General features: G+C 71.0%; 30 protein-coding genes. 17 read left to right on the forward strand and 13 right to left on the reverse strand.

The genetic code is table 11. From position 1 onward, the window contains the following. The first annotated feature begins 160 nt into the window (after nt 1–160). Nucleotides 161–1477 carry an MATE family efflux transporter gene (locus LXM64_RS15110; protein WP_234073932.1) on the forward strand — a complete coding sequence of 439 codons (1317 nt, stop codon included), beginning with the start codon at nt 161–163 and terminating at the stop codon, nt 1475–1477. Between the two features lie 491 nt (nt 1478–1968). On the opposite strand, the gene LXM64_RS15115 is transcribed toward LXM64_RS15110, so the two are convergent. Next, the gene (locus tag LXM64_RS15115) at nt 1969–2562 is read right to left on the reverse strand and encodes a M15 family metallopeptidase (protein WP_234073933.1); all 594 of its coding nucleotides are present in this window, start codon (nt 2560–2562) and stop codon (nt 1969–1971) included. An 86-nt stretch (nt 2563–2648) separates the two neighbouring features. Here LXM64_RS15115 and LXM64_RS15120 point away from each other — a divergent pair, with 86 nt between their 5' ends. Next, entirely contained in the window at nt 2649–3308 is a 660-nt protein-coding gene (locus tag LXM64_RS15120; protein WP_234073934.1) for a response regulator transcription factor, read from the forward strand. Then, a complete protein-coding gene (locus LXM64_RS15125) occupies nt 3305–4378 on the forward strand; it encodes a sensor histidine kinase (RefSeq protein ID WP_234073935.1) in 1074 nt (357 codons plus the stop codon). Before LXM64_RS15120 ends, LXM64_RS15125 begins: the two co-directional genes overlap by 4 nt. Here the strand turns inward: LXM64_RS15125 and LXM64_RS15130 are convergent. Next, nucleotides 4363–4788, reverse strand: coding sequence for a VanZ family protein (locus tag LXM64_RS15130; protein WP_234073936.1), 426 nt, complete (start codon nt 4786–4788; stop codon nt 4363–4365). The genes LXM64_RS15125 and LXM64_RS15130 overlap by 16 nt on opposite strands. A gap of 62 nt (nt 4789–4850) precedes the next feature. After that, nucleotides 4851–5492, reverse strand: a complete 642-nt coding sequence (locus LXM64_RS15135; RefSeq protein ID WP_234073937.1) for a TrmH family RNA methyltransferase — start codon at nt 5490–5492, stop codon at nt 4851–4853. Between the two features lie 87 nt (nt 5493–5579). Here LXM64_RS15135 and LXM64_RS15140 point away from each other — a divergent pair, with 87 nt between their 5' ends. Both LXM64_RS15140 and LXM64_RS15145 read left to right on the forward strand, forming a co-directional pair. Next, nucleotides 5580–6833 carry an Nramp family divalent metal transporter gene (locus LXM64_RS15140; protein ID WP_234073938.1) on the forward strand — a complete coding sequence of 418 codons (1254 nt, stop codon included), beginning with the start codon at nt 5580–5582 and terminating at the stop codon, nt 6831–6833. A 9-nt stretch (nt 6834–6842) separates the two neighbouring features. Beyond that, entirely contained in the window at nt 6843–7490 is a 648-nt protein-coding gene (locus tag LXM64_RS15145) for a metal-dependent transcriptional regulator (RefSeq protein ID WP_234073939.1), read from the forward strand. 27 nt (nt 7491–7517) lie between these two features. On the opposite strand, the gene LXM64_RS15150 is transcribed toward LXM64_RS15145, so the two are convergent. After that, nucleotides 7518–8471, reverse strand: a complete 954-nt coding sequence (locus LXM64_RS15150) for an SDR family NAD(P)-dependent oxidoreductase (protein WP_234073940.1) — start codon at nt 8469–8471, stop codon at nt 7518–7520. Nucleotides 8472–8617: 146 nt separating this feature from the next. Between LXM64_RS15150 and LXM64_RS15155 the strand changes: the two genes are divergently transcribed. Further along, nucleotides 8618–9427, forward strand: coding sequence for an HAD-IIA family hydrolase (locus LXM64_RS15155; protein WP_137418668.1), 810 nt, complete (start codon nt 8618–8620; stop codon nt 9425–9427). A 54-nt stretch (nt 9428–9481) separates the two neighbouring features. Here the strand turns inward: LXM64_RS15155 and LXM64_RS15160 are convergent, their stop codons facing one another. From LXM64_RS15160 to LXM64_RS15175, 4 genes are all read right to left on the reverse strand, one after another. Continuing rightward, nucleotides 9482–9739 (reverse strand): hypothetical protein, encoded by a 258-nt coding sequence (locus LXM64_RS15160; RefSeq protein ID WP_234073941.1) that lies wholly within the window; start codon nt 9737–9739, stop codon nt 9482–9484. Between the two features lie 85 nt (nt 9740–9824). Then, nucleotides 9825–9968 (reverse strand): hypothetical protein, encoded by a 144-nt coding sequence (locus LXM64_RS15165; RefSeq protein WP_161594119.1) that lies wholly within the window; start codon nt 9966–9968, stop codon nt 9825–9827. Between the two features lie 103 nt (nt 9969–10071). Continuing rightward, nucleotides 10072–10650: an orotate phosphoribosyltransferase gene (gene pyrE / locus LXM64_RS15170; protein ID WP_234073942.1), complete on the reverse strand. Its 579-nt coding sequence runs from the start codon at nt 10648–10650 to the stop codon at nt 10072–10074. 10 nt (nt 10651–10660) lie between these two features. Then, nucleotides 10661–11101: a hypothetical protein gene (locus LXM64_RS15175; protein WP_234073943.1), complete on the reverse strand. Its 441-nt coding sequence runs from the start codon at nt 11099–11101 to the stop codon at nt 10661–10663. Between the two features lie 76 nt (nt 11102–11177). On the opposite strand from LXM64_RS15175, the gene LXM64_RS15180 reads away from it, so the two are divergent. Next, nucleotides 11178–11573: a GNAT family N-acetyltransferase gene (locus tag LXM64_RS15180; RefSeq protein WP_234073944.1), complete on the forward strand. Its 396-nt coding sequence runs from the start codon at nt 11178–11180 to the stop codon at nt 11571–11573. Between the two features lie 33 nt (nt 11574–11606). On the opposite strand, the gene LXM64_RS15185 is transcribed toward LXM64_RS15180, so the two are convergent. Then, the gene (locus tag LXM64_RS15185) at nt 11607–11951 is read right to left on the reverse strand and encodes a DUF4190 domain-containing protein (protein WP_234073945.1); all 345 of its coding nucleotides are present in this window, start codon (nt 11949–11951) and stop codon (nt 11607–11609) included. Nucleotides 11952–11996: 45 nt separating this feature from the next. Beyond that, on the reverse strand, nt 11997–12479 hold the full coding sequence (locus LXM64_RS15190) for a hypothetical protein (RefSeq protein WP_234073946.1): 483 nt from the start codon (nt 12477–12479) through the stop codon (nt 11997–11999). Between the two features lie 119 nt (nt 12480–12598). Between LXM64_RS15190 and LXM64_RS15195 the strand changes: the two genes are divergently transcribed. The 5 genes from LXM64_RS15195 to LXM64_RS15215 all read left to right on the forward strand — a co-directional run bounded on the left by LXM64_RS15195 (nt 12599) and on the right by LXM64_RS15215 (nt 17727). After that, nucleotides 12599–13444 (forward strand): exodeoxyribonuclease III, encoded by an 846-nt coding sequence (locus LXM64_RS15195; protein ID WP_137418661.1) that lies wholly within the window; start codon nt 12599–12601, stop codon nt 13442–13444. 143 nt (nt 13445–13587) lie between these two features. Further along, nucleotides 13588–14829 carry a sensor histidine kinase gene (locus tag LXM64_RS15200; RefSeq protein WP_234073947.1) on the forward strand — a complete coding sequence of 414 codons (1242 nt, stop codon included), beginning with the start codon at nt 13588–13590 and terminating at the stop codon, nt 14827–14829. Continuing rightward, nucleotides 14826–15488, forward strand: a complete 663-nt coding sequence (locus LXM64_RS15205; protein WP_234073948.1) for a response regulator — start codon at nt 14826–14828, stop codon at nt 15486–15488. Before LXM64_RS15200 ends, LXM64_RS15205 begins: the two co-directional genes overlap by 4 nt. 239 nt (nt 15489–15727) lie before the next feature. Continuing rightward, complete coding sequence (locus LXM64_RS15210; RefSeq protein ID WP_234073949.1) at nt 15728–16609, forward strand: ABC transporter ATP-binding protein; 882 nt, start codon at nt 15728–15730, stop codon at nt 16607–16609. Further along, complete coding sequence (locus LXM64_RS15215; protein ID WP_234073950.1) at nt 16606–17727, forward strand: ABC transporter permease; 1122 nt, start codon at nt 16606–16608, stop codon at nt 17725–17727. The genes LXM64_RS15210 and LXM64_RS15215 overlap by 4 nt, the downstream gene beginning before the upstream one ends. 34 nt (nt 17728–17761) lie before the next feature. Here the strand turns inward: LXM64_RS15215 and LXM64_RS15220 are convergent, their stop codons facing one another. After that, a complete protein-coding gene (locus tag LXM64_RS15220; RefSeq protein WP_234073951.1) occupies nt 17762–19555 on the reverse strand; it encodes a glycoside hydrolase family 15 protein in 1794 nt (597 codons plus the stop codon). Between the two features lie 76 nt (nt 19556–19631). Between LXM64_RS15220 and LXM64_RS15225 the strand changes: the two genes are divergently transcribed. Further along, a complete protein-coding gene (locus LXM64_RS15225) occupies nt 19632–20996 on the forward strand; it encodes a glucose-6-phosphate dehydrogenase (protein ID WP_234073952.1) in 1365 nt (454 codons plus the stop codon). A 6-nt stretch (nt 20997–21002) separates the two neighbouring features. On the opposite strand, the gene LXM64_RS15230 is transcribed toward LXM64_RS15225, so the two are convergent. Together LXM64_RS15230 and rraA are read right to left on the reverse strand one after the other, a co-directional pair. Beyond that, nucleotides 21003–21386, reverse strand: a complete 384-nt coding sequence (locus tag LXM64_RS15230) for a VOC family protein (protein WP_234073953.1) — start codon at nt 21384–21386, stop codon at nt 21003–21005. Between the two features lie 70 nt (nt 21387–21456). Continuing rightward, a complete protein-coding gene (gene rraA, locus LXM64_RS15235; RefSeq protein WP_234073954.1) occupies nt 21457–21924 on the reverse strand; it encodes a ribonuclease E activity regulator RraA in 468 nt (155 codons plus the stop codon). A gap of 164 nt (nt 21925–22088) precedes the next feature. Here rraA and LXM64_RS15240 point away from each other — a divergent pair, with 164 nt between their 5' ends. The 4 genes from LXM64_RS15240 to LXM64_RS15255 all read left to right on the forward strand — a co-directional run bounded on the left by LXM64_RS15240 (nt 22089) and on the right by LXM64_RS15255 (nt 25868). After that, the gene (locus LXM64_RS15240; protein WP_234073955.1) at nt 22089–22670 is read left to right on the forward strand and encodes a nitroreductase family protein; all 582 of its coding nucleotides are present in this window, start codon (nt 22089–22091) and stop codon (nt 22668–22670) included. Nucleotides 22671–22973: 303 nt separating this feature from the next. Continuing rightward, nucleotides 22974–24056, forward strand: a complete 1083-nt coding sequence (locus tag LXM64_RS15245; protein WP_234073956.1) for a type III polyketide synthase — start codon at nt 22974–22976, stop codon at nt 24054–24056. Next, nucleotides 24053–24745 carry a methyltransferase domain-containing protein gene (locus LXM64_RS15250; RefSeq protein WP_234073957.1) on the forward strand — a complete coding sequence of 231 codons (693 nt, stop codon included), beginning with the start codon at nt 24053–24055 and terminating at the stop codon, nt 24743–24745. The genes LXM64_RS15245 and LXM64_RS15250 overlap by 4 nt, the downstream gene beginning before the upstream one ends. Continuing rightward, nucleotides 24738–25868: an FAD-dependent oxidoreductase gene (locus tag LXM64_RS15255; RefSeq protein WP_234073958.1), complete on the forward strand. Its 1131-nt coding sequence runs from the start codon at nt 24738–24740 to the stop codon at nt 25866–25868. The genes LXM64_RS15250 and LXM64_RS15255 overlap by 8 nt, the downstream gene beginning before the upstream one ends. The last annotated feature ends 51 nt before the right edge of the window (nt 25869–25919 follow it).

Consider the following 25919-nt stretch of genomic DNA (forward strand, 5'->3'; position numbering starts at 1 on the left):
CGCCGCGACGTGCCGCCGCATCCCTCCCTCAGACCCCGCGAGACTGCATTTCGAGCACGAGATCACGGGTAATGACAGTGATCTCGTGCGAAAGATGCAGTCTCGCGGGAGGAGAGGAGAGCGGATGCGGCGCGTCGGTGCGGGTCAATAGGGTCGAGGGGTGGCGGCGACACTCAATCGGCAGATCCTGAACCTCGCGGTGCCCGCGCTCGGCGCGCTCATCGCGGAGCCGCTGTTCCTCATCATCGACGCCGCGATGATCGGTCACCTCGGCGTCGTGCCGCTCGCGGGCCTCGGCATCGCATCGGCCGTGCTGCAGACGATCGTCGGGCTCATGGTGTTCCTCGCCTATTCGACGACCCCCGCGGTGGCACGGCGCTTCGGTGCGGGGCAGCACGGCTCGGCGGTGACGGCGGGGATCGACGGGATGTGGCTGGCCTTGGGCCTCGGCTTCATCCTCGCCGTGGCCGGATACCTCACGACCCCCACGCTCGTGGGTCTGTTCGCCCCCGCCGCCGACGTCGCGGCGGAGGCGGAGGCCTACCTGGGCATCTCGATGTGGGGCCTGCCGGCGATGCTGATCGTGTTCGCGGCGACGGGTCTGCTGCGGGGGATGCAGGACACCGTGACACCGCTCTGGATCGCTGGCGCCGGCTTCACCGCCAACGCCGGGCTGAACTGGCTGTTCATCTACGGGTTCGGGTGGGGCATCGCCGGCTCCGCGGTCGGAACCGTCGTGGCGCAGTGGGGCATGGTGGCCGTGTACGCGCTGGTGGTGGGACGCCTGGCGCGGCGGCACGACGCATCCATCCGTCCGCGGCGCGACAGCGTGTCGGGCGCCGCGCGCAGCGGTGGCTGGATGTTCGTGCGCACCGTCTCGTTGCGCGCGGCCCTGCTCGCGACGGTCGCCGTGGCGACGGCGCTCGGCACCCTCGAGCTCGCCGGCTGGCAGGTGGCGTTCACGATCTTCTCGACCGCAGCGTTCGCCCTGGACGCGCTCGCGATCGCGGCGCAGGCCCTCGTGGGCCGCGGGCTCGGCGAGGACGACCCCGCCTTCGTACGCCGCGTGCTGGGCCGCACGGTCGCCTGGGGCGTGTGGTTCGGCGTGATCGTCGGGGCGCTGATCGGCGGCTTCTCGGGCGTGATCGGACTCGTCTTCACCTCGGATGCGGCCATCGCCGCGCTCGTGCAGCCCGCGCTGATCGTGCTCGCCATCGCGCAGCCGCTCTGCGGCGTCGTCTTCGTGCTCGACGGCGTGCTCATCGGCGCCGGTGACGGCAAGTACCTCGCCCTCGCGGGACTCGCCAACCTGGTGCCGTTCGTGCCCGCGCTGCTCGTGGTGCTGTGGGTCGGCACCGCGGGGGCTGCGGGCCTGGCCTGGCTCGCCGTCGCGTTCTTCGGGGTCTACATGCTGGCGCGCGCGGTCACCCTCGGCTGGCGCGTGCGCACCGGCGCCTGGATGCGCATCCCCGCCTGAGCCCGCGCTGCGGGTGTTCCGGCATCCCCGCAGCGGCGCCGTGCGTCGCCCGGGCTCCCGCGCCCTGCGTGTCTCGGCTCCCGTGCCGTGCGCCGCCCGGGCTCCCATGCCCTGCGTGTCTCGGCTCCCGCGCCGTGCGTCGCCCGGGCTCCCGTGCCCTGCGTGTCTCAGACGTCCACCCTCGCGCGGGCCTATCCGTGCACAAGTGAGACACGCACGTCCGACCCACCGCTGCGCGTCTCACACATGCACGTGAGGAGAGCGGCATGCCTGCACAACTGAGACACGCAGAGGACGAGACCGGATGCGGGGACCCGGCGATTCTCACCGAGTGAGCATCCAATCATCGAGCGAGCATCGAATCGGGTGCTCGTTCGGCGATCGAATACTCGCTCGGCGGCAAGGCATCCCGCCCCAGTGGAACCAGCGCGCCCACGCACCTGGCCGGCGCGTCGAACCCGGGCGGCACCTGCACCGTCATGCCCCCCACGTCAGGATGTGGCATCCGCGCGCATGTCGGGGCAGGTGCCGCCGGGAGTGGTCGCCAACTCGAAGTGCCAGCGTTCGTTGGCGTAGGTCTGGCACAGGCCGTACGCGGCGCCGTGCTCCCCGAGCCAGAGCTGCGCGTCGAGGGGCCCGATGTCGACGGCGTCGCCCGTCACATGTTGCGAGGCCTCCGGGGTCGCGACGAACCGACGCGCGGTCGCCTCATCGCCGTAATAACGGATGGCGTCGCCGAGAAGCCACCGCTGGTACGCCTCACTGCGCCATCCGCTGGAGATCAGCAGCGCCACTCCGTCCCCCGCCGCGTCGGCCGTGGCGGCGCGCATCGCATCGCGTAGCCCCGCGTCGAGCCCGGCGATGGCGGGCAGGTGATCGTCGGCGACGGTGACGGCCTGGTCGCCCCGGATGAGGCCGCTCGCCTCGTCGGGCACGAACGACCCGTCCGTGGTGAGCACGGCACGCAACCACACGCCGGCGAGCGCAGCGAGCAGGATCGCGGCGACCAGAGCGAGGACGGCGAACACGAGCCGGTGGGACCGCGCCGGAGCGATGACGGATGCGGGTGCGACGGAACTGTGCATGCCCACATCCCACGCGTCGCCGTGTTATCACAGCGTCAGCACAATCGGATATGTCCGCGATATGTGCTCCCACCTAGACTCGCCGCATGCGGGTGCTGATCGTCGAGGACGAGTTGTTCCTCGCCGAAGCGATCCGCGACGGGCTGCGTCTCGAGGCGATCGCCGCGGACGTCGCCGGCGACGGCGACATGGCGCTCGAGCAGCTCGCGGTCAACGCCTACGACGTCGTCGTGCTCGACCGCGACATCCCCGGCCCCAACGGCGACGAGATCGCCCGCCGTCTCACGGCCGAAGCCACGGCTCCGCGCATCCTCATGCTCACCGCCGCCGACCGACTCGACGACAAGGAGACGGGCTTCGCGAGCGGCGCGGACGATTACCTCACCAAACCGTTCGCCCTGCGCGAGCTCGTGCTGCGGTTGCGCGCGCTGGGGCGCCGTCCGGCCGCGGGAGCGCCTCCCACGGCCGAGCGCGCGGGCGTGACGCTGGATCGGTTCCGACGCGAGGTGTTCCGCGACGGACGCTACGTCGCCCTCACCCGCAAGCAGTTCGCGGTGCTCGACGTGCTGATGAGCGCCGAGGGCGGTGTCGTCAGCGCGGAGGACCTGCTGGAGCGGGCGTGGGACGAGAACGCGGACCCGTTCACGAACGCCGTGCGGATCACGATCTCCACGCTGCGCAAGCGTCTCGGCGAACCGTGGGTCATCGAGACGGTGCCCGGCGTCGGTTACCGGATGCTGCCGTGACGCGCCGCGGCGTCGGGGTCTCGATGCGCCTGAAGCTCGCGCTCAGCTACGCGGGCTTCCTCATCGTCGCGGGCGGCGCATTGGTCGCGGTCGGGCTTCTCGTGCTGCGCTTCGTGCCCCAGGGCGCCCTGTTCGGCATGGACGGCGACTGGGCACCGAACCGCGCCGACCTGCTCGAGGTCTTCACCCGCTACGCCGTCTGGGCGATCATCGCGCTCGTCCTGTTCGGGCTCGTCGGCGGCTGGATCCTCGCGGGGATCGTGCTGCGTCCGCTCAAGCGCATGACGGATGCGGTCGCCCTCGTGCGCGATGGCCGCCTCGACCACCGAGTGGCGCTGCCCGGACGCCGCGACGAGCTGACCGAGCTCGCCGACACCCTCGACGCGATGCTCGACCGCATCGAGCGCACCCTCGACGAGGAGCGCCGGTTCGCCGCGAACGCGTCACACGAACTGCGCACCCCGCACGCCGTGATCCGCACGCTCGTCGAGGTGGCGCAGGCGGATCCCGCCGGACGCGACATCGACACGACTCTCGCCCGCATCGGCGCGACGAACGACCGCGCGATCGAGGCGACGGAGGCGCTGCTCGCGCTCGCACGGGTGGGCCGCGGCACGCCCCTCGCCCTGCAGCGGGTGGACCTGGCGGCGGTCGTCGAAACGGCGCTCGCGGACGTCCGCCCGGATGCGGACGCCGCCTGCATCCGCGTCGACACCGACCTTCGGGCGTCCGTCGTCACCGCCGATGAGGCACTCCTGCTCAGACTCGCCGCCAACCTCCTGCGCAACGCCGTCGTGCACAACGTCGATGACGGATGGATGCTGGTGCGCGTGCGGGAGGGCACGCTGATCGTCGAGAACGGCGGCGAGCAGCTGACCCCCGAGGTCGCCGCGACCCTCACCGAGCCCTTCGTACGCGGCGCCGGCCGCACCCGCGGGGCACACGGCCGTTCCGGGGCGGGTCTGGGACTCGCGATCGTCGCCTCGATCGTGCGCGCGCACGGGGCGACGCTGGCCGTGGCGGCGCGACCCACCGGCGGGCTGCAGATCACGGTTCACCTGCCGCGCTGAGCCGCTCCGGCCGCGCGGACGAGCGTCACCACGATCACACCGATCGCGCCGCCGCAGGTGTTCCACAGCACGTCGCCGGCATCCGGCACACGGCCGGGGATCGCCTCCTGCGCGATCTCCACGAGCGCCGACAACGCGAATCCGGCGATGATCCCGACGGGCCACGCCCGGCGGGGCAGCAGCAGCGCGAGGGTCGCGCCCACGGGGATGAACAACAGGGTGTTGAGCACCTGATCCGGCCCACCCGGAAGCCACGTCAGGACGGGCTCGGCGAGATACTGCAGCAGCCAGACGACGCGTCCCCGCAGCGGATGGACGATGGCCCAGGGAGCGAGCGTCAGCAGCGCCACGCCCGCGACGGCCGCGACGGCGGCGGCGAGGCGGGCGGGTGAGATGTGCGTGTGCGACATGTGTCCTCCGGGGTTTGGGAGGAACAGTCCACGTCAGGTGATGTTGCGGGAGCGTATGCGCCTCAGCGCGCCCAGCGACGACACCACTCGTACATCACGACAGCGGCGGCAGCGGCGGCGTTGATCGAGCGCGTCGACCCGTACTGCGAGATCTCCACGACGCCGGATGCGGCCGCCACCGCCTCCGGCGAGAGCCCCGGCCCCTCCTGACCGAACACGAGCACGCAGCGCTCGGGGAGCTCCGCATCCTGCACGGGGACGGAGCCGGGCACGTTGTCGACGGCGATGACGGGGAGATGCTCGGCCGCCGCCCATTCCGCGAACGCTGCGACGTCGTCGTGATGGCGCACGTGCTGATAGCGGTCGGTGACCATGGCGCCGCGCTTGTTCCAGCGGCGGCGACCGATGATGTGCACTTCCGCGGCGGCGAAGGCGTTGGCGCTGCGGACGATCGAGCCGATGTTCATGTCGTGCTGCCAGTTCTCGATCGCCACGTGGAAGCCGTGCCGATGCGCGTCGAGATCGGCGACGATCGCCTCCATCCGCCAGTAGCGGTAGCGATCGATCACGTTGCGGCGATCCCCCGTGGCGAGCAGGTCGGGATCGAGGTGCGCCTCGTCGGGCCACGGCCCCTCCCAGGGCCCGACGCCGTGCTCGGGAGCGGTGTCCGCGGTGGTGTCCTCCGGCTCGCCCGCATCCGTCATCCACCCAGGCTAGCCGCGCCCGCGCACGCTTCTCACCCTGCGGAACAGCCCTTTTCGGTGACCCGAAAAATGAGATACGGTTTCGGCATGCCGAAAACACTGACCCTCGCGCCCGTCCAGGCGCCTGCGCGTCGGATGGCGTGGCTGCTGGGGCCGGCGCTCGTCGCCGGGGTGGCCTATCTCGATCCGGGGAATGTCGCCGCGAACATGACCGCCGGCGCGACGTTCGGCTACCTGCTCGTGTGGGTCGTCGTGCTCGGCAACCTCATGGCGTGGCTGATCCAGTACCTGTCCGCGAAGCTCGGGATCGTCACCGGCCAGAGCCTGCCCGACCTCCTCGGCCACCGCATCCGCCGCCCGTGGGCCCGGCGGCTGTATTGGCTGCAGGCCGAGCTCGTGGCGATGGCGACGGATGTGGCGGAGGTGATCGGCGGCGCTGTCGCGCTCAACCTCCTCTTCGGCATTCCCCTCCTGTGGGGTGGCGTCATCACCGGCGTCGTGTCGATGGCCGTGCTGACGGTGCAGTCGCGCCGCGGCGCCCGCGCGTTCGAGACCGTCGTCATCACGATGCTCATCGTGATCGTGATCGGTTTCTGCACCGGGATCATCTTCTCGCCGCCGGATGCGGGCGGCCTGGTGCAGGGCCTGGTGCCGCGCTTCGAGGGCACCGACTCTGTCCTGCTGGCCGCATCCATCCTGGGCGCGACCGTCATGCCGCACGCGATCTACGCGCACTCCTCGCTGGCGCGCGACCGCTTCCCGCTGACGGATTCCGCACCCGCCGATCGCGAGCGTCGCCTCCTGCGCGCCACGCGGTGGGACGTCACGATCGCCATGGCCGTCGCCGGCACGACGAATCTCATCATGCTGCTGCTCGCCGCATCCAGCCTCGCCGGGGTTCCCGGCACCGACTCTCTCGAGGGCGCGTACGCGGCCCTGTCGGCGGGACTCGGGCCCGTCATCGCCACGCTCTTCGCCGTGGGCCTGCTCGCCAGCGGACTGGCCTCCAGCTCGGTCGGCGCCTACGCCGGCTCCGAGATCATGAAGGGGCTGCTGCACGTGCGCGTGCCGCTGCTGGCTCGGCGGCTCGTCACCATCATCCCGGCCCTGGTGATCCTGGGACTCGGCCTCGACCCGACGCTCGCCCTCGTGCTCAGCCAGGTCGTCCTCTCCTTCGGCATCCCTTTCGCCCTCATCCCCCTGGTCTGGTTGACGGCGCAGCGCAGCCTGCTCGGCCGGTACCGCAACCGGATCGCCACGACGGTCGCCGGAGCGGCCGCATCCGTGTTCCTGGTTGTTCTGAACGCACTGCTCATCTGGCTCGTGATCACGGGCGGGTAGCCTGACGGGGTGCCCACATCCGCAGCCGTCGACGACTACCTGAAGGTCGTGTACCAGCACACGGAATGGCAGGACGAGCGGATCACGCCGTCGCAGCTCGCGCAGCAGCTGGGGCTCGCGCCGTCGAGCGTCACCGAGATGGTGCAGAAGCTCGCCGCGGCGGGCCTTGTGAGCCATCGCCGGTACGGCCCGATCACGCTGACCGAGAAGGGCCTCGCGCGTGCGGCGGCGATCGTGCGTCGCCACCGCCTCGTCGAGACGTGGCTCGTGCGCGAGTACGGCTACACCTGGGACGAGGTGCACGACGAGGCCGAGATCCTCGAGCACGCGCTCAGCGACCGACTGCTCGATCGCATCGACGAACGCCTCGGACGCCCGCGCTTCGATCCCCACGGCGACGCCATCCCCGACGCGCTGGGTCAGGTCGAGCGTGTGCCGTTCGTGCTGCTCGCCGACGCGCAGGCGGGGCACGTGGGCCGCGTCCTGCGGGTCAACGACCGCGACCCCGACCTGCTGCGCGAGCTCGAACGCCGCGGCCTGGACGTCGACCACCGCGTGGAGGTGCTCGAGTCCGCTCCAGACCTCCGCGTCCGCGTGGACGGCACAGAGATCAGCATCCCTCCCGCGGCGCACGACGCGATCTGGCTCTCCGCCTGACGCGAGTGGATGCAGCGCCCGCCGCGCTCAGCGCCGGGCTGCCTCGAATGGCCACCGCATCCGCGTGGCCGCCTCGCACATGAGCCACAGCCGCTCGCCGATCGCCGGCTCCCGCAGGAACGCCGTCGGCTGTGCGGCGCGCGGCGGCCCGGCGACGACGCGACCTGGCCCCCACATCTGCCCGCCCTCAACATCGGGGTCGACGAGGGCGCGCACCAGCGGCCAGGCGCCGTGCTCCTTCGACTGCGTGATTGGCGCTTGCAGGTTGTCGAGGAACCGACCCCAGCGCGAGGGCTCGTTGACCCCGCGGATGCCGACCGTGCGGCCGCTCGTCGAGTAGCCGGGGTGGGCGATCACGCTCGTCACGGGCACGCGCGCCTCGCGCAGCCGCCGGTCCGCCTCGAGGCCGACCACCGTGGTGACGGCCTTCGACTGCACGTACGCGCGCCACGGCGAGTAGCGCTCGACGAGCTGCGGATCGGTGGGGTCGTACTTCGAGATCGAGGTCGACATGCTGCCGAGCCACACCATTCGTCCGCGACGGGCGGCGAGCGTGGTCAGCAGCGCGCCCGCCAGGGCGAAGTGGCCGAGCGCATTGGTGGCGAGCACGAGTTCGTTGCCGTCTCGCGTGGTCTCGCGCTGGGCGGGCGGATGAACGATCCCCGCGTTCAGCAGCAGGCCGTCGAGGCGGCCGCGCTGGCGGACGGTGGCGGCCGCCGCGCGCACCGAGCCGAGGTTGCTCGTGTCCAACAGGAGCGTCTCGGCGGTGCCGGTCGCGTGCGGCAGGCGGGCCGACACGGCGGCACGGGCGGCGGCGAGCCTGTTGGGGTTGCGCCCGGTCATGATGACGCGCGCTCCGGCGTTCACGAGCTGCTCGCTGGCGAAGTACCCGAGGCCCGCGTTCGAGCCCGTCACCAGGTAGGTCCGGCCCGTCAGGTCCGGCAACCGGTGCGGATCCCAATCCGCGTCGCGAGCGCTCACGGGTACGACCCTAGTGCGCTGCGCGAGGCGCCCCCTGCACTCTTGAGCGGTCCGTCACCGCCGGGTAGCCTGGCCGCCCCTCAGACGCCGCTATGACCTGCCCCCGCAGGCTCGGATACCGTCCGCGGGAGCCCTAGGCTGAGGCCATGCGCACGCGCGATGACATCGAATGCTGGCTGACCGACATGGACGGCGTGCTGGTGCACGACAACCAGGCGATCCCGGGGGCGGCAGAGCTGCTCGCGCAATGGCGCGACACCGGCACGCCCTTCCTGGTGCTCACGAACAACCCGATCTTCACCCCTCGCGATCTGAGCGCGCGCCTGAAGCGTTCCGGGCTCGACGTGCCCGAGGAGCGCATCTGGACCTCGGCGCTCGCGACAGCGGAGTTCCTGAAGTCGCAGATGCCCGGCAGCTCGGCCTTCGTCATCGGCGAGGCGGGGCTCACGACCGCGCTGCACGAGGCGGGCGTCGTCATGACCGAGACGCAGCCCGACTACGTCGTCGTCGGCGAGACGCGCCAGTACTCGTTCGAGGCGATCACCCAGGCCATCCGCTTCATCAACGCGGGTGCGCGGTTCATCGTCACCAACCCGGATGCGACCGGGCCCACCCCGAACGGCATCGTTCCGGCGACAGGGTCGTTCGCCGCCATGATCACGAAGGCCACTGGCAAGGAGCCGTACGTGGTCGGCAAGCCGAATCCGATGATGTTCCGCTCCGCCCTCAACCGCATCGGCGCGCACTCCGAGAACACCGGCATGATCGGCGACCGCATGGACACCGACGTCGTCGCCGGCATCGAGGCGGGTCTGCACACCGTGCTCGTCATGACCGGCATCAGCGACCCGGCGGAGATCGAGCGCTACCCCTTCCGCCCCGACGAGGTGCTCACCTCCGTCGCCGAGCTCATCGCCCCCGAGCCCGTCGAGTCGGAGATGCCCGAGGGCATCTGAACGCGCGCGTCCCCGCACCATCCCGAGGACGATGCGGGGACGCGTGAGGCGAGATCAGCGGTAGGTGATGCTGAAGCCGTAGAGCTTGTCGGGGCCCCAGTAGGCGCAGGCATCGCCGGCGAACACCTCGCCACCCGTCGCGTTGATGGCCCAACCGGTGACCTGCTCGGCGATCTGGCAGATGCCCTTCGTGGGGAAGCCGTGCAGCACCACGGTCTCATCGGCGAACGCCGGGGCGGCCGCTGCGGCGCCGGCTCCGGTCAGGGTCGCGGCAGCGAGGAGACCGGCGGCCAGTCGAGTGCGCTTCTTCATGCGTGTGTCCTTTCCGAGGGGTGTCCCGGAAGGGTGCCACGAGGCGCACAGGCCGCGCAGAGATTATCCACAGCTGAGCCACGCGTCAGTCGTCGCGCGGCTCCCTGTCGTCGCGCTCTCGATCGTCACGCTCGCGGCGCAGGAACCGGATGAGCTGCAGGACGAACGTCACCAGCGCGCCCGCCGTGATGACCAGCGCGACCAGCAGCATGAGGGTGCGATCGTCCACGGTCAGCACCGCCCTGCAGGAGAAATCCCGTGAACAGGACGATCGCGCCGCATCCGTCCTGCAGAACGCAGATCTCCTGAATTGCGGATGCGGGCGGCAGCCATCACTGAGCCGGAAGACCCAGATCGTCGAGGTCGATCGCGGCCAGCCACTGCAGCCCCTCGGCTTCGACCGCGGCCTGGGCTCCGGTCTTGCGGTCGACGATCACGGCGACGGCGACGGGCTCGGCACCCTCGCGGCGCAACGCCTCGACGGCCTTCAGCGCGGACTGGCCGGTCGTGGAGGTGTCTTCGACGACCACGACGCGCTTGCCCGCCACATCCGCGCCCTCGATCTGGCGACCGCGGCCGTGGTCCTTGGGCTCCTTGCGCACGACGAACGCGTCGAGGGGCGTGCCCGCGTGCACCGACTCGTGCATGACCGCGTTGGCGATGGGATCCGCGCCGAGGGTGAGGCCCCCGACGGCAACCACGCCGTCCACGTCGCGGATCAGATCCAGCATGATGCGCCCGATCGCGGGAGCCGCCCGGTGGTCGAGCGTCAGCTTGCGCATGTCGACGTAGTACGACGCCTTCTTACCGCTCGAGAGGGTGAAGTCGCCGTGGAAGACGGCCTCGGCGCCGATCAGCGCGATGAGCGCCTGGCGGTCGGATTCGAGCTCGGAAGTGGATGCGGCGGTCACACCGTCGAGTCTAGGGGCGCGAGCGGATGCGCACCGCGGGCGTGCGCGCCAGGAACGGCCGCGGCCACGCGCCGAGGGCGAGCACCGCGAGCACGGTCTGCAGAAGTCCGGTGGCGAAGTAGATGCCGTGCAGCGGCGACCAGACCAGCAGCATCGCCAGCTCGACGAAGATCCAGATCATCATCACGAGACCAGCCGCCGCCTGCAGCCCCCAGGCCAGGGCGTATCGCCGGTGCTGTGCGACGACGGCGAGCGCCTGCATCCCCCCGACGACGACACCGAGGATGATGCCGGGCCAGAAGTACGTGGCGAACGGGGTGCCGTCGAGCCATTCGAGAGGCAACCCCATCCCACCGCCCGCGGTCAGCCCGATCATCCCCGCCAGCGCCGAGGCGAGGTTGAACCACGCCACGACGAGGAGGGTGACGCGGAGCGCACGAGGCACCGTCATGGGCGCAGGCTACGCCGCGGCGCACCGCATCCGTCACGGCGCGCGCCGGGACTAACCGCCAGCGCGATACCGTCCGATGGTGCAGCTCACCATGACACCGCCCACGGCCGACGAGTTCGCGGCGCTCTACGCGAGCACCGGATGGGGCGAGCGCACGGCCCAGGAACTGGCCGCCGCGCTGGCCGGCAGCTGGGTCGTGTGCTGCGCGCGCGACGACGCGGGCGTGCTCGTCGGCATGGGGCGCCTGATCAGCGACGGCGTGCTGCACGCCTTCGTCACCGAGCTCATCGTGGCGACCGAGGCGCGGGGAGGCGGCGCGGGGGCGCTCATCCTCGCCGCTCTCGTCGAGGAGTCACGGCGACGCGGCGTCGCGGATGTGCAGCTGTTCGCGGCACGCGGCCGCACGGCCTTCTACGAGCGCAACGGATTCACGCCCCGACCGGCCGATGCGCCGGGGATGGACCTCGCCTGAGGCACGCAACGCGCTCAGGCGAGGTCGCACTGCTCAGGAGCAGGTGTAGGTGACGCCGTCGACGTAGTGCGTTCCCGACCCGAGGTCGGCGCACTGCGCGATGAGGCCCGCGAAGACGGTGCCGAGGATGATCGCCACGATGATGCCGATCACCAGGAAGACGGCGCCGAGGATGATGCCGACGAGCGCCGGGGTGTTCTTGTAGCCGGCCTTCTTCGACTGCGAGTAGGCGACGATCGAGAGGATCAGGCCGATCAGGCTCGCGAAGAACGAGACGATCAGGCCCACGATTCCGAGGGTCTTGCCGGGGTAGGAGCCGTTGGGAGCAGCCACCGGCTGCTGCGGCGGCTGGGACATGGGGGGCATGGGCTGGGTCATGATGCTCCTTCTCGGTGGTTCGGCGGGGTGAGGGGACGTGTGGGATCAGCCGCCGAAGAGACGGCCGAAGAACCCCTTCTTCTTCTCCCAGCCGTTCGCGGTGAGGAAGTCGAACAGGGGCTGCTTGATGCGGTCCGTGTCGAAGGACCAGCTGGCCGAGGTGCCTTCGCCTTCCGGTGTCGTGACGCGGGTGCCGGCGACGAAGCTGCGGGTCATCCGCGACTGCTTGCCCTTGAAGCTGGAGGTGCTCCCGCCGAAGTGGAAGGACCCGTCGGTCGAGAACCCTCCGGACGTCTTCGACGTGGTCTGCGTCTCGTCGGTGTCGAACGTGCCCTCATCCTCGTCGAACGTGACCTCGATGGAGTAGGCGTCGTCGATCTGCCCGGCGCCCAGCAGGGCGACGTACTGCACGTGGGCGATGTCCCAGGTGCCCTGGATGCGGTCGCCGACCGCGCGGAAGACGAACGGCGAATCCGGAGCGTTCAGCTCGTCGACGCGAGTGAGCAACTCGGCAAGTGGCGTGCGCATGCCAGGAAGATACCCCGCCGTCAGCGGGCGCGAATCGCCACTGTGGACAACCAGTCCAAAGGTGTACTGTTCCTCGGTCGCCGGCGTGCGGCGTCGGGCCCGGGTTCTAGGCTGGAGGCATGCGCCTGGCCACCTGGAACGTCAACTCGATCCGCGCACGCGTCGTTCGCACCGTGGAGTTCTGCGTCCGCGAGAACATCGACGTGCTGGCCATGCAGGAGATCAAATGCAAGCCGGAGCAGTTCCCCTACGCGGCCTTCGAGGAGGCCGGGTACCACGTCGTCGCACACGGCCTGAACCAGTGGAACGGCGTCGCGATCGCCAGCCGTGAGCCGATCACCGAGGTCGAGACGGCCTTCCCCGGCATGCCAGGGTTCCTCAAGGGTCATGAGGGCCCCGACCTCCCGCAGGAGGCCCGCGCCATCGGCGCGACCATCGACGGCGTGCGGGTCTGGAGCCTGTACGTCCCCAACGGCCGCGGACTCGACGATCCGCACTACCTCTACAAGCTCGACTGGCTCGCAGCCCTGACGGGTTACACCCGCGAGACCCTCGCGGCGAACCCCGACCTGCCGCTCGCCCTCGTCGGCGACTTCAACATCGCCCCGACCGATGCCGACAACGGCGACCCGACGGTCGTCGAGGGCGTCACCACGCACGTCTCGCCTCCCGAGCGCGAGGCATTCCGCGCCCTGCTGGATGCGGGACTCAGCGACACCGTCCGCCCGCTCGTGCCCACCGGCTACACGTACTGGGACTACAAGCAGCTGCGCTTCCCCCGCAACGAAGGCCTGCGCATCGACTTCATCCTCGGCTCGCACGCCTTCGCGGATGCCGTCGCAGGAGCGGCCATCCACCGCGACGAGCGCAAGGGCGAGATCCCCAGCGACCACGTTCCCGTCGTCGTCGACCTGGACTTCGCGGGCGACGAGGACGACGACGACCGGCCCATGATCTTCGGCTGACCGCCTCCGTTCCCCTGTCACAGATCGACGCCTCGGCGTCGATCTGTGACAGGGGAACACCGGTGGGAGAGGCACTCCGGAGCGTCAATGCTCTCCGTCTGACGGGGGATGCCGCATCCGACGGCCCGCTCTAGGTTGGGAGGATGCTGCCGCTCACGCCCGCGCAACAGCGCGGTGACCTCCTGCTGGCCGCCGCCATGTGCATCGGCGCGCTGATCAGCGCTGCGCTCTCCTCCGTCGCCGGCATCTACGGCGAGCACCAGGGCTCGATGGCCGCCGCCGTCGTCTACGCGTTCGTGCTCGCCGTCCCGCTCGCGGTCCGCCGACGCTGGCCGGCCACGGTCGCCGTCGTCGTCTGTGCCGCGTACTTCGCCGCCGTGACCCTCCGCGTCCCGGAGATCTACGCGGGCAACATCGCCATGTTCATCGCCATCTACACGGTGGGCGCCTGGTCGCCGAACCGACGCCGGGCGATGTGGACGCGCATCGGCATCATCGCCGGGATGGCGGTGTGGCTGACGGTGACGATGTTCGTCGATGCGACGAGCGACATCGAGATCGAGGGCGTCTCGCGCGCGGGCGCCTTCTCGCCCTATGTCGCCTCGATGCTGCTGACGCTCCTGATCAACGCCCTCTACTTCGGCGGCGCGTACTTCTTCGGCGAGCGCACCTGGGCGAGCAGGCAACAGCGCGCGCTGCTCGAGGAGCGCACGGCGGAGCTCGAACGCGAACGCGAACGCAGCGCCGAGCAGGCGGTGGCGCTGGAGCGGGTGCGGCTCGCCCGCGAGCTGCACGACGTCGTCGCACACCACGTCTCCCTCATGGGTGTGCAGGCGGGCGCGGCACGCATGATGATGAACAAGGATCCGCAGGCGTCGGGCGAGACGCTGGCGCGCGTGGAGGAATCGGCGCGCTCAGCGCTGAGCGAATTGCGGCATCTGCTCGAGACGCTTCGAACCCCCGGCGACACCAACGAGGAGACATCCGTCGGCCTGGAAGGGCTCGAGAAGCTGGTCGCCGAGGCGAGCGCGGCGGGGGTCGCCTCGCAGCTGCGCATCATCGGAGAGGAGCGCGACGTGCCCGATACGGTCCAGGTCAACCTGTACCGGATCGCGCAGGAGGCGCTCACCAACGCCCGTCGTCACGCCGGCCCCGGCGCACGCGCCGACGTGCGCCTGCGCTACGCCCCCGAAGGGGTGGAGCTGGAGGTCGCCAACACCGGACGGCCGGTGGCCGAGATCACCCCGGGAATGGGCCTGATAGGGATGCGGGAGCGCGCCGCCGCATCCGGAGGCACGATCGAGGCGGCACCCCGATCCAGTGGAGGATTCGTCGTGCGCGTTCGCGTTCCCCTCAGCCCGCTCGTCACGGCGGACGCCCGGTGAGCGGCCGCATCCGGGTCGTCCTCGCCGATGACCACGCCATGATGCGGGCGGGCTTTCGCACCATCCTGACCCTCGACGATCGCATCGAGGTCGTCGGCGAGGCGGGCACCGGTGCCGAGGCGATCGCGCAGGCCCGCGCCCTGCGACCCGACGTCGTCTGCATGGATGTGCAGATGCCCGACCTCGACGGGCTGGAGGCGACCCGGCGGATCATCGCCGATCCCGACATCCCCTCCGCCGTGCTGGTGGTGACGACCTTCGACCGCGACGACTACCTATTCGCCGCGCTCGACGCCGGCGCCAGCGGGTTCCTCCTGAAGAACGCCGGCCCTGAGGAGCTGACAGCCGCGGTGCGGGTCGTCGCCGCCGGCGACGCTCTGCTCGCCCCGGAGGTCACCCGGCGCGTCATCGCCCGGTTCGCGAACCCCGCGGTCGCGGCATCCGCTCCCGAACCGCTGCCGGTCTCGAGTCCGCTGACCGAACGCGAGGAGGAGGTGCTCCGTCTCATGGCGGATGCACTCTCCAACGGTGAGATCGCCGAGCGACTGTACATCGGCGAGGCGACGGTGAAGACCCACGTGTCCAACGTGCTGGCCAAGCTCGGCGCCCGCGACCGGGTTCAGGCCGTCGTCCTCGCCCATCGCCACGGCCTGGCCTGACCCCTGCGGCGTCCTCGCCGCAGGTATCACGACATCTGCACGACGGGCGGCCCCGAGGACGCCCCATCCTCCCCGCCGGGTCACTCCTGCACCGCGCGTCGTGCAGGAGTCGCAGCACTCGGCCACGTCCGCCGGGGAAGGCCGCTCCACCGGAAGGGGGAGGGCACGAACCCGTCCGGGGAGGGAGGTGCGCGGGGATGCGGCGGACGTAACGTCGGAGCACGGACCAAGGAGGACGCATGCTGCGCCTGTCAGGAGTAACAAAGAACTACGGCACACGCCGGGTGCTCGACGATGTCGGGTTCACTGTCGAGAGTGGCCGGCTCACCGGCTTCGTCGGCGGCAACGGCGCCGGCAAGACCACCACGATGCGCATCGCGTTGGGCGTGCTCGCGGCGGATGCGGGGACGGTCGAGATCGACGGCACGCCCATCACGAGCGAGGACCGCCGCCGCTTCGGCTACATGCCGGAGGAGCGCGGCCTGTACCCCAAGATGAAGGTCGGCGAGCACATCGCCTACCTCGCCCGCCTCCACGGCTACGGCAAGGCCGCCGCGACCGCGAACGCGGAGAAGCTGCTGGATCGCCTCGGACTCGGCGAGCGCCTCGGCGACACGGTCGAGACCCTCTCCCTCGGAAACCAGCAGCGCGCACAGATCGCCGCAGCTCTCGTGCACGAGCCCGAAGTGCTCATCCTCGACGAGCCGTTCTCGGGCCTCGACCCGCTCGCGGTCGAGGTCGTCGCCAGTGTGCTCGCCGAGCGCGCCGCGGCGGGCGTCGCCGTGCTGTTCTCGTCGCACCAGCTCGACGTCGTCGAGCGGCTCTGCGACGACCTCGTCATCATCGCGGGCGGCACGATCCGCGCGGCGGGCAGCCGGGAGCAGCTGCGCGCCGAGTACAGCTCGCCGCGCTATGAACTCGTCACCGGCGGCGATCTGGGCTGGCTCCGCGATGTGCCCGAGGTCACCGTCGTCGAGCTCGCCGGCGGCGAGGCCGTGTTCGAGGCCTCCCCCGAGGTGGCCCGCGCCGTCCTCTCCCGCGCGGCGGCGTCCGGCGACGTCGACGCCTTCTCGCCGCAGCGCCCCACCCTCACCCAGATCTTCCGGGAGGTCATCCGATGAACGCGCACGTCCCCGCAGCTCCCACCACCGCGCAGAGCGTCTGGCTCGTCGCCGAGCGCGAGATCGGTTCCCGGCTGCGCAGCAAGTCGTTCGTGATCTCCACCGTCATCCTCTTCGTGCTCGCGCTCGGCGCGGTCGTCTGGGGCGGGTTCACGGCGAGCGACACCAGCGGCATCAAGGTGGCCGTGACACCGGCGACCGCATCCGTCGTCTCGGGTGTCTCAGGACTCGACGTGACGGATGCGGACTCCTCCGACGCCGCGATGGCACTGGTCACCGACGGCACCGTGGAGGCGGCTCTCGTCCCCAGTGCGGACGTCCCGGATGCGACCGCATCCGGCTCGTTCGACTACACGGTGGTGGGCAAGGACGACCTGCCGTCCGGGCTGCTCTCGATCCTGAGCCAGTCACCACCGGTGCACCTGCTCGATCCCTCGAGCACCGACTTCCTGCTGCGGTACTTCGTGGCCCTCGGATTCGGCATCGTGTTCCTGCTGGCCGCCTCCACCTTCGGCGGCACGATCGCGCAGTCGGTCGTCGAGGAGAAGCAGACCCGCGTCGTCGAACTCTTGATCTCCGCCATCCCGGTGCGGGCGCTGCTGGCCGGCAAGGTCATCGGCAACACGATCCTCGCGATGGGTCAGATCGTGGTGCTGGCGGCGATCGCGATCGTCGGGTTGTCGGTGACGGGGCAGGATCTCGTGCTCACCGGGCTCGGCGGACCCATCGTGTGGTTCGCGATCTTCTTCCTGCTCGGCTTCATTCTGCTCGCGTCGCTGTTCGCCGCGGCCGGTGCCATGGTGTCGCGCATGGAGGACATCGGCTCGACGACGGCACCGCTCACGATGCTCGTGATGCTGCCCTACTTCCTGGTCATCTTCTTCAACGACAACCAGCTCGTGCTGACGATCATGTCGTACGTGCCGTTCTCGGCTCCGGTCGCGATGCCGCTGCGGCTCTACCTGGGCGACGCGATGTGGTGGGAGCCGCTGGTCTCGCTCGTCGTGCTCGCGATCACGTGCGTCCTGGCGATCTGGGTCGGCTCGCGCATCTACAGCCGTTCGCTGCTGCGGATGGGGGCACGGGTGAAGCTGTCCGAGGCGCTCTCGCGCAGCTGATCCCGCATCCGCACACCGAGACGGTGCAGCGGCCTCAGGTGCGATGGGCGGCGCGGCCGCCGTGCCCGCCCATCGCATCGGCCGCTCGCACCTGAGCGAGGTGCGACAGTGCCTGGGGCGTGTTGCCGATCTGCCGGCGGGCTGCGGGGTCGTACTCCTCGGAGAACAGCCCCAGATCGTTGGCGGTCGCGCAGGCGCGGTCCATGAGCGCCTGCGCGTCGTCGACCCGTCCCACCCGCGCGTACTGCTCCACGAGCCAGAACGTGCACGCGATGAACGGATGCTCGCCGCCCGCCAGCCCGTCCACGCCGGTCTGCGTGCGATAGCGGTTCACGAGCCCGTCGGGCATGAGCTCCGCCTCGATGCGCGCGACCGTGGCGACCATGCGCGGATCGTCCGGTTCACAGAAGCCCACCTGCGGCAGCAGGAGCAGGGAGGCATCGACCTCGGTCGAGCCGTAATGCTGCACGAACGCTCCGGATGCGGGATCCACCCCGTGGGTGTCGATCTCCTCGCGCAGCCGGTCGCGCAGCGCCTCCCACTTCGCGACCGGTCCGTCCTGCCCGTACCTGCGCACCGCACGTACGCCGCGATCGAAGGCGGCCCACATCATCGCGCGGGACTGGGTGAAGCGCTGCGGATCGCCGCGCACCTCCCAGATGCCGTTGTCGGGTTCGTCGATACGGGCCTCGACACCGTCGAGCAGCGCGCGCTGCAGCGCCCACGCGAGCGGGTCGTCGGGCACCCCCGCGACACGGGCCGCCTCGAGCGACACCATGACCTCACCCACGACGTCGGCCTGATACTGGTTCACCGCACCGTTGCCGACGCGCACCGGCGCCGAGCCCTCGTAGCCGGGCAGGCTCGTCAGCTGGCGCTCCGGCAGGTCGCGCTCCCCCGCGACTCCGTACATGATCTGCATCTGGCGCGGATCCCCTGCGATCGCACGGATCAGCCAGGACCGCCACTGCTCGGCGACCTGGAGGAATCCGTGCGCGACGAGCGCCTCCAGCGTGAGGGCCGCGTCCCTGAGCCAGACGTACCGGTAGTCCCAGTTGCGCTCTCCCCCGATCTGCTCGGGGAGCGACGTGGTGACCGCGGCGACGATGCCGCCGGTGTCCTGGTGGCTCAGCGCCCGCAGGACGAGGAGAGAACGCACGACCTCGTCGCGGTGCGGTCCGTCGTGGTCGATGGATGCGGCGAAGCCGGTCCACCAGGCTCGTGTGTGCTCGAGCGCCGCATCCACATCCAGCGGTTCCGGCGTGGGCAGGTAGGACGCGTTCCAGGTGGCCACGAGGTCGATTGTCTGACCCGCGGTGACGCTCACGCGCCCACGGTGCGCCCGTCCGTGCGGGGTGAGCACGACGCCGCGGACGACGAGCGCGTCGGGACCGGCGATCGCGTGGAGCGCGGGAGCCGCCGCATCCCCCACCTGACGCACCCACGGGATCGCGCGCGCGTAGTCGAAGCGGATGCGCAGATGCGTCGTGAACTCGACGGTCCCGCTGATCCCGACGATGCGGCGCACGATGTCGACGCGTCCTCCGTCGATGGGCAGGAAGTCGTGCACCTCGGCGACGCCGCTCGCGCTCTCCCACCGGGTCACGAGCACGAAGGTGCCGCCGTCGTAGCGCCGGCTCGCGACGGCATCCGCATCCTCCGGTCTCAGATGCCACGCGCCCTGCTCGTTCCCGCCGAGAATCGCGCCGAAGACGGATGCGGAGTCGAACCGCGGTGCGCAGAACCAGTCGATGCTGCCCTCGCGCGAGACCAGGGCGGCGGTGCGGCAGTCGCTGAGGACGGCGTAGTCCTCGATCGGGACGCTCATGCTCCGATCATGCCGTGTCGTGGAGCCCGCGCCGCGTCCGGCGCGGCAACTCATAGCGGGGACTAACGTGGCCTGCGTGACCGACACCACACTCGTCATCTTCGGCGCGACCGGCGACCTCACGTCCCGGCTGCTGCTTCCCGCACTCGCTCAGCTGCTGGATCGAGAACCCGGCCGCACCGTGCACCTGCTCGGCGCCGCCCGTCGGGAGCTCAGCGACAAGCAGTGGCGCGACCTGCTGAAGGCGGGCGTCGGCGACGGCCACGGAGAGGCGGTCGACCGTCTGGTCGCGGATGCGCAGTACATCGTCGCCGATCCGACGAACGCGAAAGACCTGAAGAGCGTGCTGGATGCGGTCGAAGGCCGACCGGTGTTCTACTTCGCCGTTCCGCCCCAGGTCGCCGAGGCCGCGTGCGAGCAGCTCGCGGGCATGGACATCCCCGAGGGGCTCACCCTCGCGCTCGAGAAACCTTTCGGCACGGACGAGGCGAGCGCCCGTTCGCTGAACGAGACCCTGCGCCGTGTCGTGCCCGAGAACCAGATCTTCCGCGTGGATCACTTCCTCGGTCGTTCCACGGTGCTCAACGTCCTGGGGCTGCGCTTCGCCAACCGGCTGTTCGAGCCGGCGTGGTCCGCGGAGGACGTCGAGTCCGTCGTCATCCGCTTCGACGAGACGCTCGGACTCGAGGATCGCGCCGGCTACTACGACCAGGCGGGCGCCCTGATCGACATGATCCAGAGCCACCTGCTGCAGGTCATGGCGATCGTGGCGATGGAGCCCCCGGCCACCCTGCACGAGACGGACCTGCGTGATGCGACCGCGGCCGCTCTCCGGGCGACATCGCTGTGGGAGGACAACGCCGTGCGCTCCGCCCGCCGCGCCCGCTACACCGCAGGCACTGTCGGCGACGAAGAGCTCCCCGCCTACGCCGACGAGCCGGGCGTCGACCCCGCCCGCCAGACCGAGACGCTCGCGGAGGTCACTCTGGAGGTGCGCACCGCACGGTGGGAGGGGGTTCCCTTCACCCTGCGTTCGGGCAAGGCGCTCGGACACAAGGACACCGAGATCGTGCTGACGTTCCGGCCGGTGCGTCATCTGCCGGCGGGCTTCACCGGACACGCCCCCGGCTCCACCCTGCGCTTCTCGCTGGGTCCCGACAAGATCTCGCTCGGGCTCAACGTCAACGGCAACGAGGAACCGTTCTCCCTCGTGCGGGAGGACGTGGAGGTGACGCTCGGCGACGGCGCACTCCTTGCCTACAGCGAGGTGCTCTCCAGCATCCTCGACCAGGATGCGGCTCTCGCCGTCCGCGGCGACGCGGCCGAGCAGTGCTGGCGCATCGTGCAGCCCGTGCTTGATGCATGGCGACGCGGCGAGACGCCGCTAGACGAGTACCGGGCAGGGTCCGCGGGCCCGGCCACCTGGCCGCAGTTGCCCTGAGCCGCGTCAGGGCTGCAGCACCGCCAACACGTTCCCCGCAGGGTCGGTGAACCACGCGATGTCGGGGCCCCGCCCACCGCCGCGCATGATGCCCCTCTCGTCGGTGGCGAACTCCTCGTCGGCGTAGATCTTCGTCTCCACCCCCCGAGCGCGGAGGTCGTCGACGGCCGCGTCGATATCGGTCACGGGAAAGTTCAGCACGGTGTAGCTCGCCGGCTCATGATTCGGTTTCGTGTACAACAGCACGCGCGCTCCCGACGAGAGCTCGAGCTCCAGGAAGCCCATGGGGTTGTCGACGACCGTCAGGCCGAGGACATCCGCGTAGAACGTGCGGGCCGCATCCGTGTCGTCGATGCTGAAGCCGCTGAACGCGGCATCCGGTGTGAACATCGTGATCCCCCTCGATCGTCACGCCCCAGCTTGCTCCCACGACGCGCGGCTGTCGAGGGCGGATGCGGGTTCAGCGCTCGACGAGCACGCCGTCAGCGTCGGCCCACACGTGGTGGCCGGGCGCGAACACGACGCCCGCGATCTCGACGGGCACGTCGACCTCGCCGACGCCGTCTTTGGCGCTCTTGCGGGGGTTCGTGCCGAGCGCCTTCACTCCCAGCGGGAGGGTCGCAAGCACGGCCGCGTCCCTGACGGCGCCGAAGACGATGATGCCGGCCCAGCCGTTGTCGACCGCGGCGCCTGCGATGATGTCTCCGACCAGCGCGGACTCCAGCGAACCGCCGCCGTCCACGACCAGTACGGCGCCGTCTCTTGGCGTCTGCAGCACCGCCTTCACGAGGGCGTTGTCGCGGTGGCAGCGCACCGTGCGGACGGGGCCGTCGAACGCCTGCCGTCCCCCGAGGTCTCGCAGCTGCAGCGCGAGCGAGTCGAGCTGCTCACCCCGCTCGTCGTACACATCGGCTGTCGCGATCATCATGCATCCACGGTAGGACGCCGGATGCCGGGACCGTGCGGTGCGCTTGGTGAAGTTCTTTCCACATTCACACCCGGCGCGGATCCGGGAACATTCCACCTCTGTATACCGTTGCATGGATCGGGCCGATGACGTCCCCCCGCATATTCGACCCCGAGGAGATCCTCATGTCTGACACTCTCGACCGCACCGCGCCCACCGACGCGCCCATTCTCGACGTGCTCTCGCAGCGCTGGAGCACCCGCGCCTACGACAGCGTGACCCCCATCGACGAGGACGCCCTGCGCGGCGCGCTCGAGGCCGCCCGCTGGTCGCCCTCCGCCTACAACAACCAGCCGTGGCGCTTCATCGTGGCCCGCCGCGGCACCGAGACCCACGCCAAGGTCGTCGCCAGCATGGTCGAATTCAACCAGGCGTGGGCCGCCCCCGCCGGCGCACTCGTCGTCTTCGTCGCCGAGACCTCGCGCGGCGAGCACCAGTTCCCCTCCGCGTTCTACGACCTCGGCCAGGCCGCCGCGCACTTCACCGTGCAGGCGCACGCCAACGGCCTGTACACCCACCAGCTGACCGGCTTCGACGCGGCCGCGGTGACCGAGGCCTTCGAGCTCGCCCCCGAGTTCACGCCCTTCTCGATCATGGCCGTCGGCAACCTCGGCACCATCGAGGACGCCCCGGAGTTCGCCCGTGACGGCGAGCGCGCCCCTCGCGTCCGCCGTCCCATCGAGGAGTCGGTCGTCGTCAACGACTGATCCGCTCCCCGCGGCACTCCGCAGCGCCCGTGCGCGTGGCCCTTCCGGCGCCCGGTCTCTCCCGCGTGAGCGGCACCCCAGCCCGCACCCCGTGGTTCCCCGCCACGCCCCGCTCGCCTGTCTCAGATCGACGCTCCGCGCTCGATCTGAGACAGGCGAGCTGTGGTTTTCGGGCGACGCATCCGTCGTGGATGCGGGGGCCGGCCCGGCGGGCGCGCAACAGCGGGGCACGGCACTCTAGACGCCGCCACATCCGGGCACCAGCCTGCGCGACCTCGGGGCACGACGTGCCTATCGTGAGACATGGTCCCGAGCATCGTCGGAGTGGGCACGGCTGTGCCGGACACCCGGCTCACCCAGTCGCAGATCCGCGACCTCTTCCTCATGCAGCCCGGTCTCGACCGCCGGGCGCAGCGGATCCTCGGCGCCGCGTTCGACGCGGCGGCCATCGAGACGCGCCACACCGTACTGGCGTCCCTCACCGGCGAGGCCCCGCCCGAGGCTCTCGTGGTGCGCGAGGGCGACCTGCTGCTCGACCCGAGCACCTCCGCGCGCAACGCCGAGTTCCGCCGCCTCGCGCCCGACCTGTTCGCGCGGGCGGGCAGAGCGGCCCTGGCCGACGCCGGAGTCGCCGCCGGGGAGGTGACGCACGTCATCACCGTCAGCTGCACCGGACTGTTCGCCCCCGGTCCCGACATGCTGCTCGTGCGCGACCTGGGGCTGCGCCCGGAAACCGAGCGCTACCACCACGGCTTCGTCGGCTGCGCGGCCGCGGTCCCCGCGCTGCGGGCGGCCCATCGCATCGCCGTGGCCCAGCCGGGCGCGGTCGTCCTCGTCGTGTGCGCCGAGCTGTGCTCCCTGCACCTGCGGGTCAGCGACGACCCGGAGCAGATCGTCGCCGCATCCCTCTTCGCCGACGGCGCCGCGGCCGCCGTCGTGACCTCGCGCGAGCACGCGGGGCGTCGGTTCGAGCTGGACGAGTTCCGCACGGCGCTCAGCGACGACGGCGAGCACGACATGGTGTGGACCATCGGCGACCACGGCTTCGAGATGACGCTCACCGCCGAGGTGCCCCGCATCGTGGGGCGCGAGGTCGCCGACGCGGTCGCCTACCTCGACGGAGCCACGGCCTGGGCGATCCATCCGGGCGGACGCAGCGTGCTGGACCGGGTGGCCACCGGGCTGGGACTCACCGAGGAGCAGATGGCACCGTCGCGCGAGGTGCTCCGCGCGTTCGGCAACATGTCCAGCGCGACGGTGCTGTTCATCCTCGACCGGATGCGGCGCGACCCCGCCCTCGCCGACGGAACCACCCTGGGACTTCTGGCCTTCGGGCCGGGGCTCACCGTCGAGTCCGGGCGTCTGCTCGTGCGAGGCGAGGCGTGAAGCTGGCGGAGCGCGACGCGTCGCTCCGCGAGCTGATGGACGACCCGGACTGCGACCCGCGGCTGCTCGCGGCGACCTACCGCCGCTTCGGTCTCGTGAACCGGCTGGTCGCGGGGTGGACCGGCGTCTACCGGCGGACGCTCCGTCCGTATCTGTCCGGCCTCGGACGCCCGGCACGCGTGCTGGATCTGGGATGCGGCGGCGGGGATGTCGCGGCGCACCTCGCAGCCCTCGCCCGCGCCGACGGGCTGCGGGTGCAGTGGGTCGGCGCCGACCCCGACACGCGCGCCATCGAGGCCGCGGCCGCGCGTGCCGCATCCGATGTGTCCTTCCGCTGCACCGGCTCGGACGCTCTGCGCGAGAGCGGCGAGCGCTTCGACGCGGTGCTCTCGAACCACGTGCTGCACCACCTGGATACGGCGGAACTGGCCGCGTTCGTCGACGACTCCGCCGCGCTCTCGACGGGGCTCGTCCTGCACGGCGACATCGAGCGCGGGCGCCTGGCGTACGCGCTCTACGGCGTCGGCATCCTGCCGCTGGCCCCGGGCACCTTCCTGCGTACCGACGGACTCCGCTCGATTCGGCGCAGCTATCGGGCTGCCGAGCTCGCGTCGCGGCTGCCCGGCGGCTGGCGGGTGGAGCGCCCCGCCCGCTTCCGCGTGCTGGCAGTGAGGGACCCCCGTGCCTGAGGTCATCGTCGTCGGCGCCGGGCCGGTCGGACTGCTCCTCACGGCGGAGCTGCGCCGACTCGGCGTCGATGTCATCACGCTCGAGAGGCGTCCCGGTCCCGGCGACGGCACGAGGGCGATCGGCATCCATCCGCCCACACTCGCCGCGCTCGAAGCCTCCGGTGCGACGGAGCGCCTGCTCGCCGACGCGGTGCGCGTCGAGCGCGGGGAGGCGCGCGCCGACGGCCGGTTGGTCGGCGCGGTCGACTTCCGTCGCCTGTCCGCCCGCTTCCCGTTCGTCGCGACGCTCCCCCAGCGCGTGACGGAGACCGTGCTGGCCGATCTCGCGGGCCCCGTCGAGCGCGGCGTCGCGGTGGCCGCCGTGCAGCGCGAGGGCGACCGGATGCGGGTCCGCTCGATCGAGGGCCGCGAGTTCACCGCGCGGGTGGTCATCGTGGCCGGCGGCTGGGATGGCCGGGAGCTGGCCTACCGCCCCGCCGCCCTGAGGGTTCACGAGTACCGCGACCGCTATCTCATGACCGATACCTCGCTGGCCGCGTCGGACCCGGTGGCGGTGATCCGGCTCGACGCCGCCGGCGTCATGGAGTCCTTCCCGCTGCCCGGCTCCGCCCGCCGCTTCGTCCTGCACGACGCCGGCGGCGGCCCGGACGAGCCTCACGCCCGATACGAACGGATGCGGCGCGCACTGCACGAGCGCGGCGAGGCGGAGGCCGCCGACCGCATGGAGGTCGTGACCTCCTTCCGGGTGCGGCGCCTCGTCGCTCCGCGCCTGCGTCGGGGCGGTCTCGTGGTCGTGGGTGACGCGGCTCACGAGGTGAGCCCGATCGGCGGGCAGGGTATGAACCTCGGTCTCTTGGATGCGGCGACGCTCGCCCCGCTGGTGGCAGAGGCGCTCCGCACCGGCTCTCTCGCCTCCCCCGCGCTCGACCGATGGGAACGCCGCCGTGTGCGCTCCGCGCGGCTCGCGGCCGGGATGGCGAGCGTGAACACCGCACTCGGCCGTCCGGCCGGCGCGGTGGCCCACCGCATCCGCGGTACGGCGCTCGAAATGCTGCTGAGCAGCCCCGCCGGGGCCGTGCTCACGCGCGCCTACGCGATGGGCTTCGATGCCGACGCCCGCTGATCTTTCCCACAGGCACCAGCAGCGCGCGAGCCGATCTGACAGCATTCATCC

The sequence above is a fragment of the Microbacterium binotii genome, assembly GCF_021398715.1.
Classification (GTDB): Bacteria; Actinomycetota; Actinomycetes; order Actinomycetales; family Microbacteriaceae; genus Microbacterium; species Microbacterium binotii_A.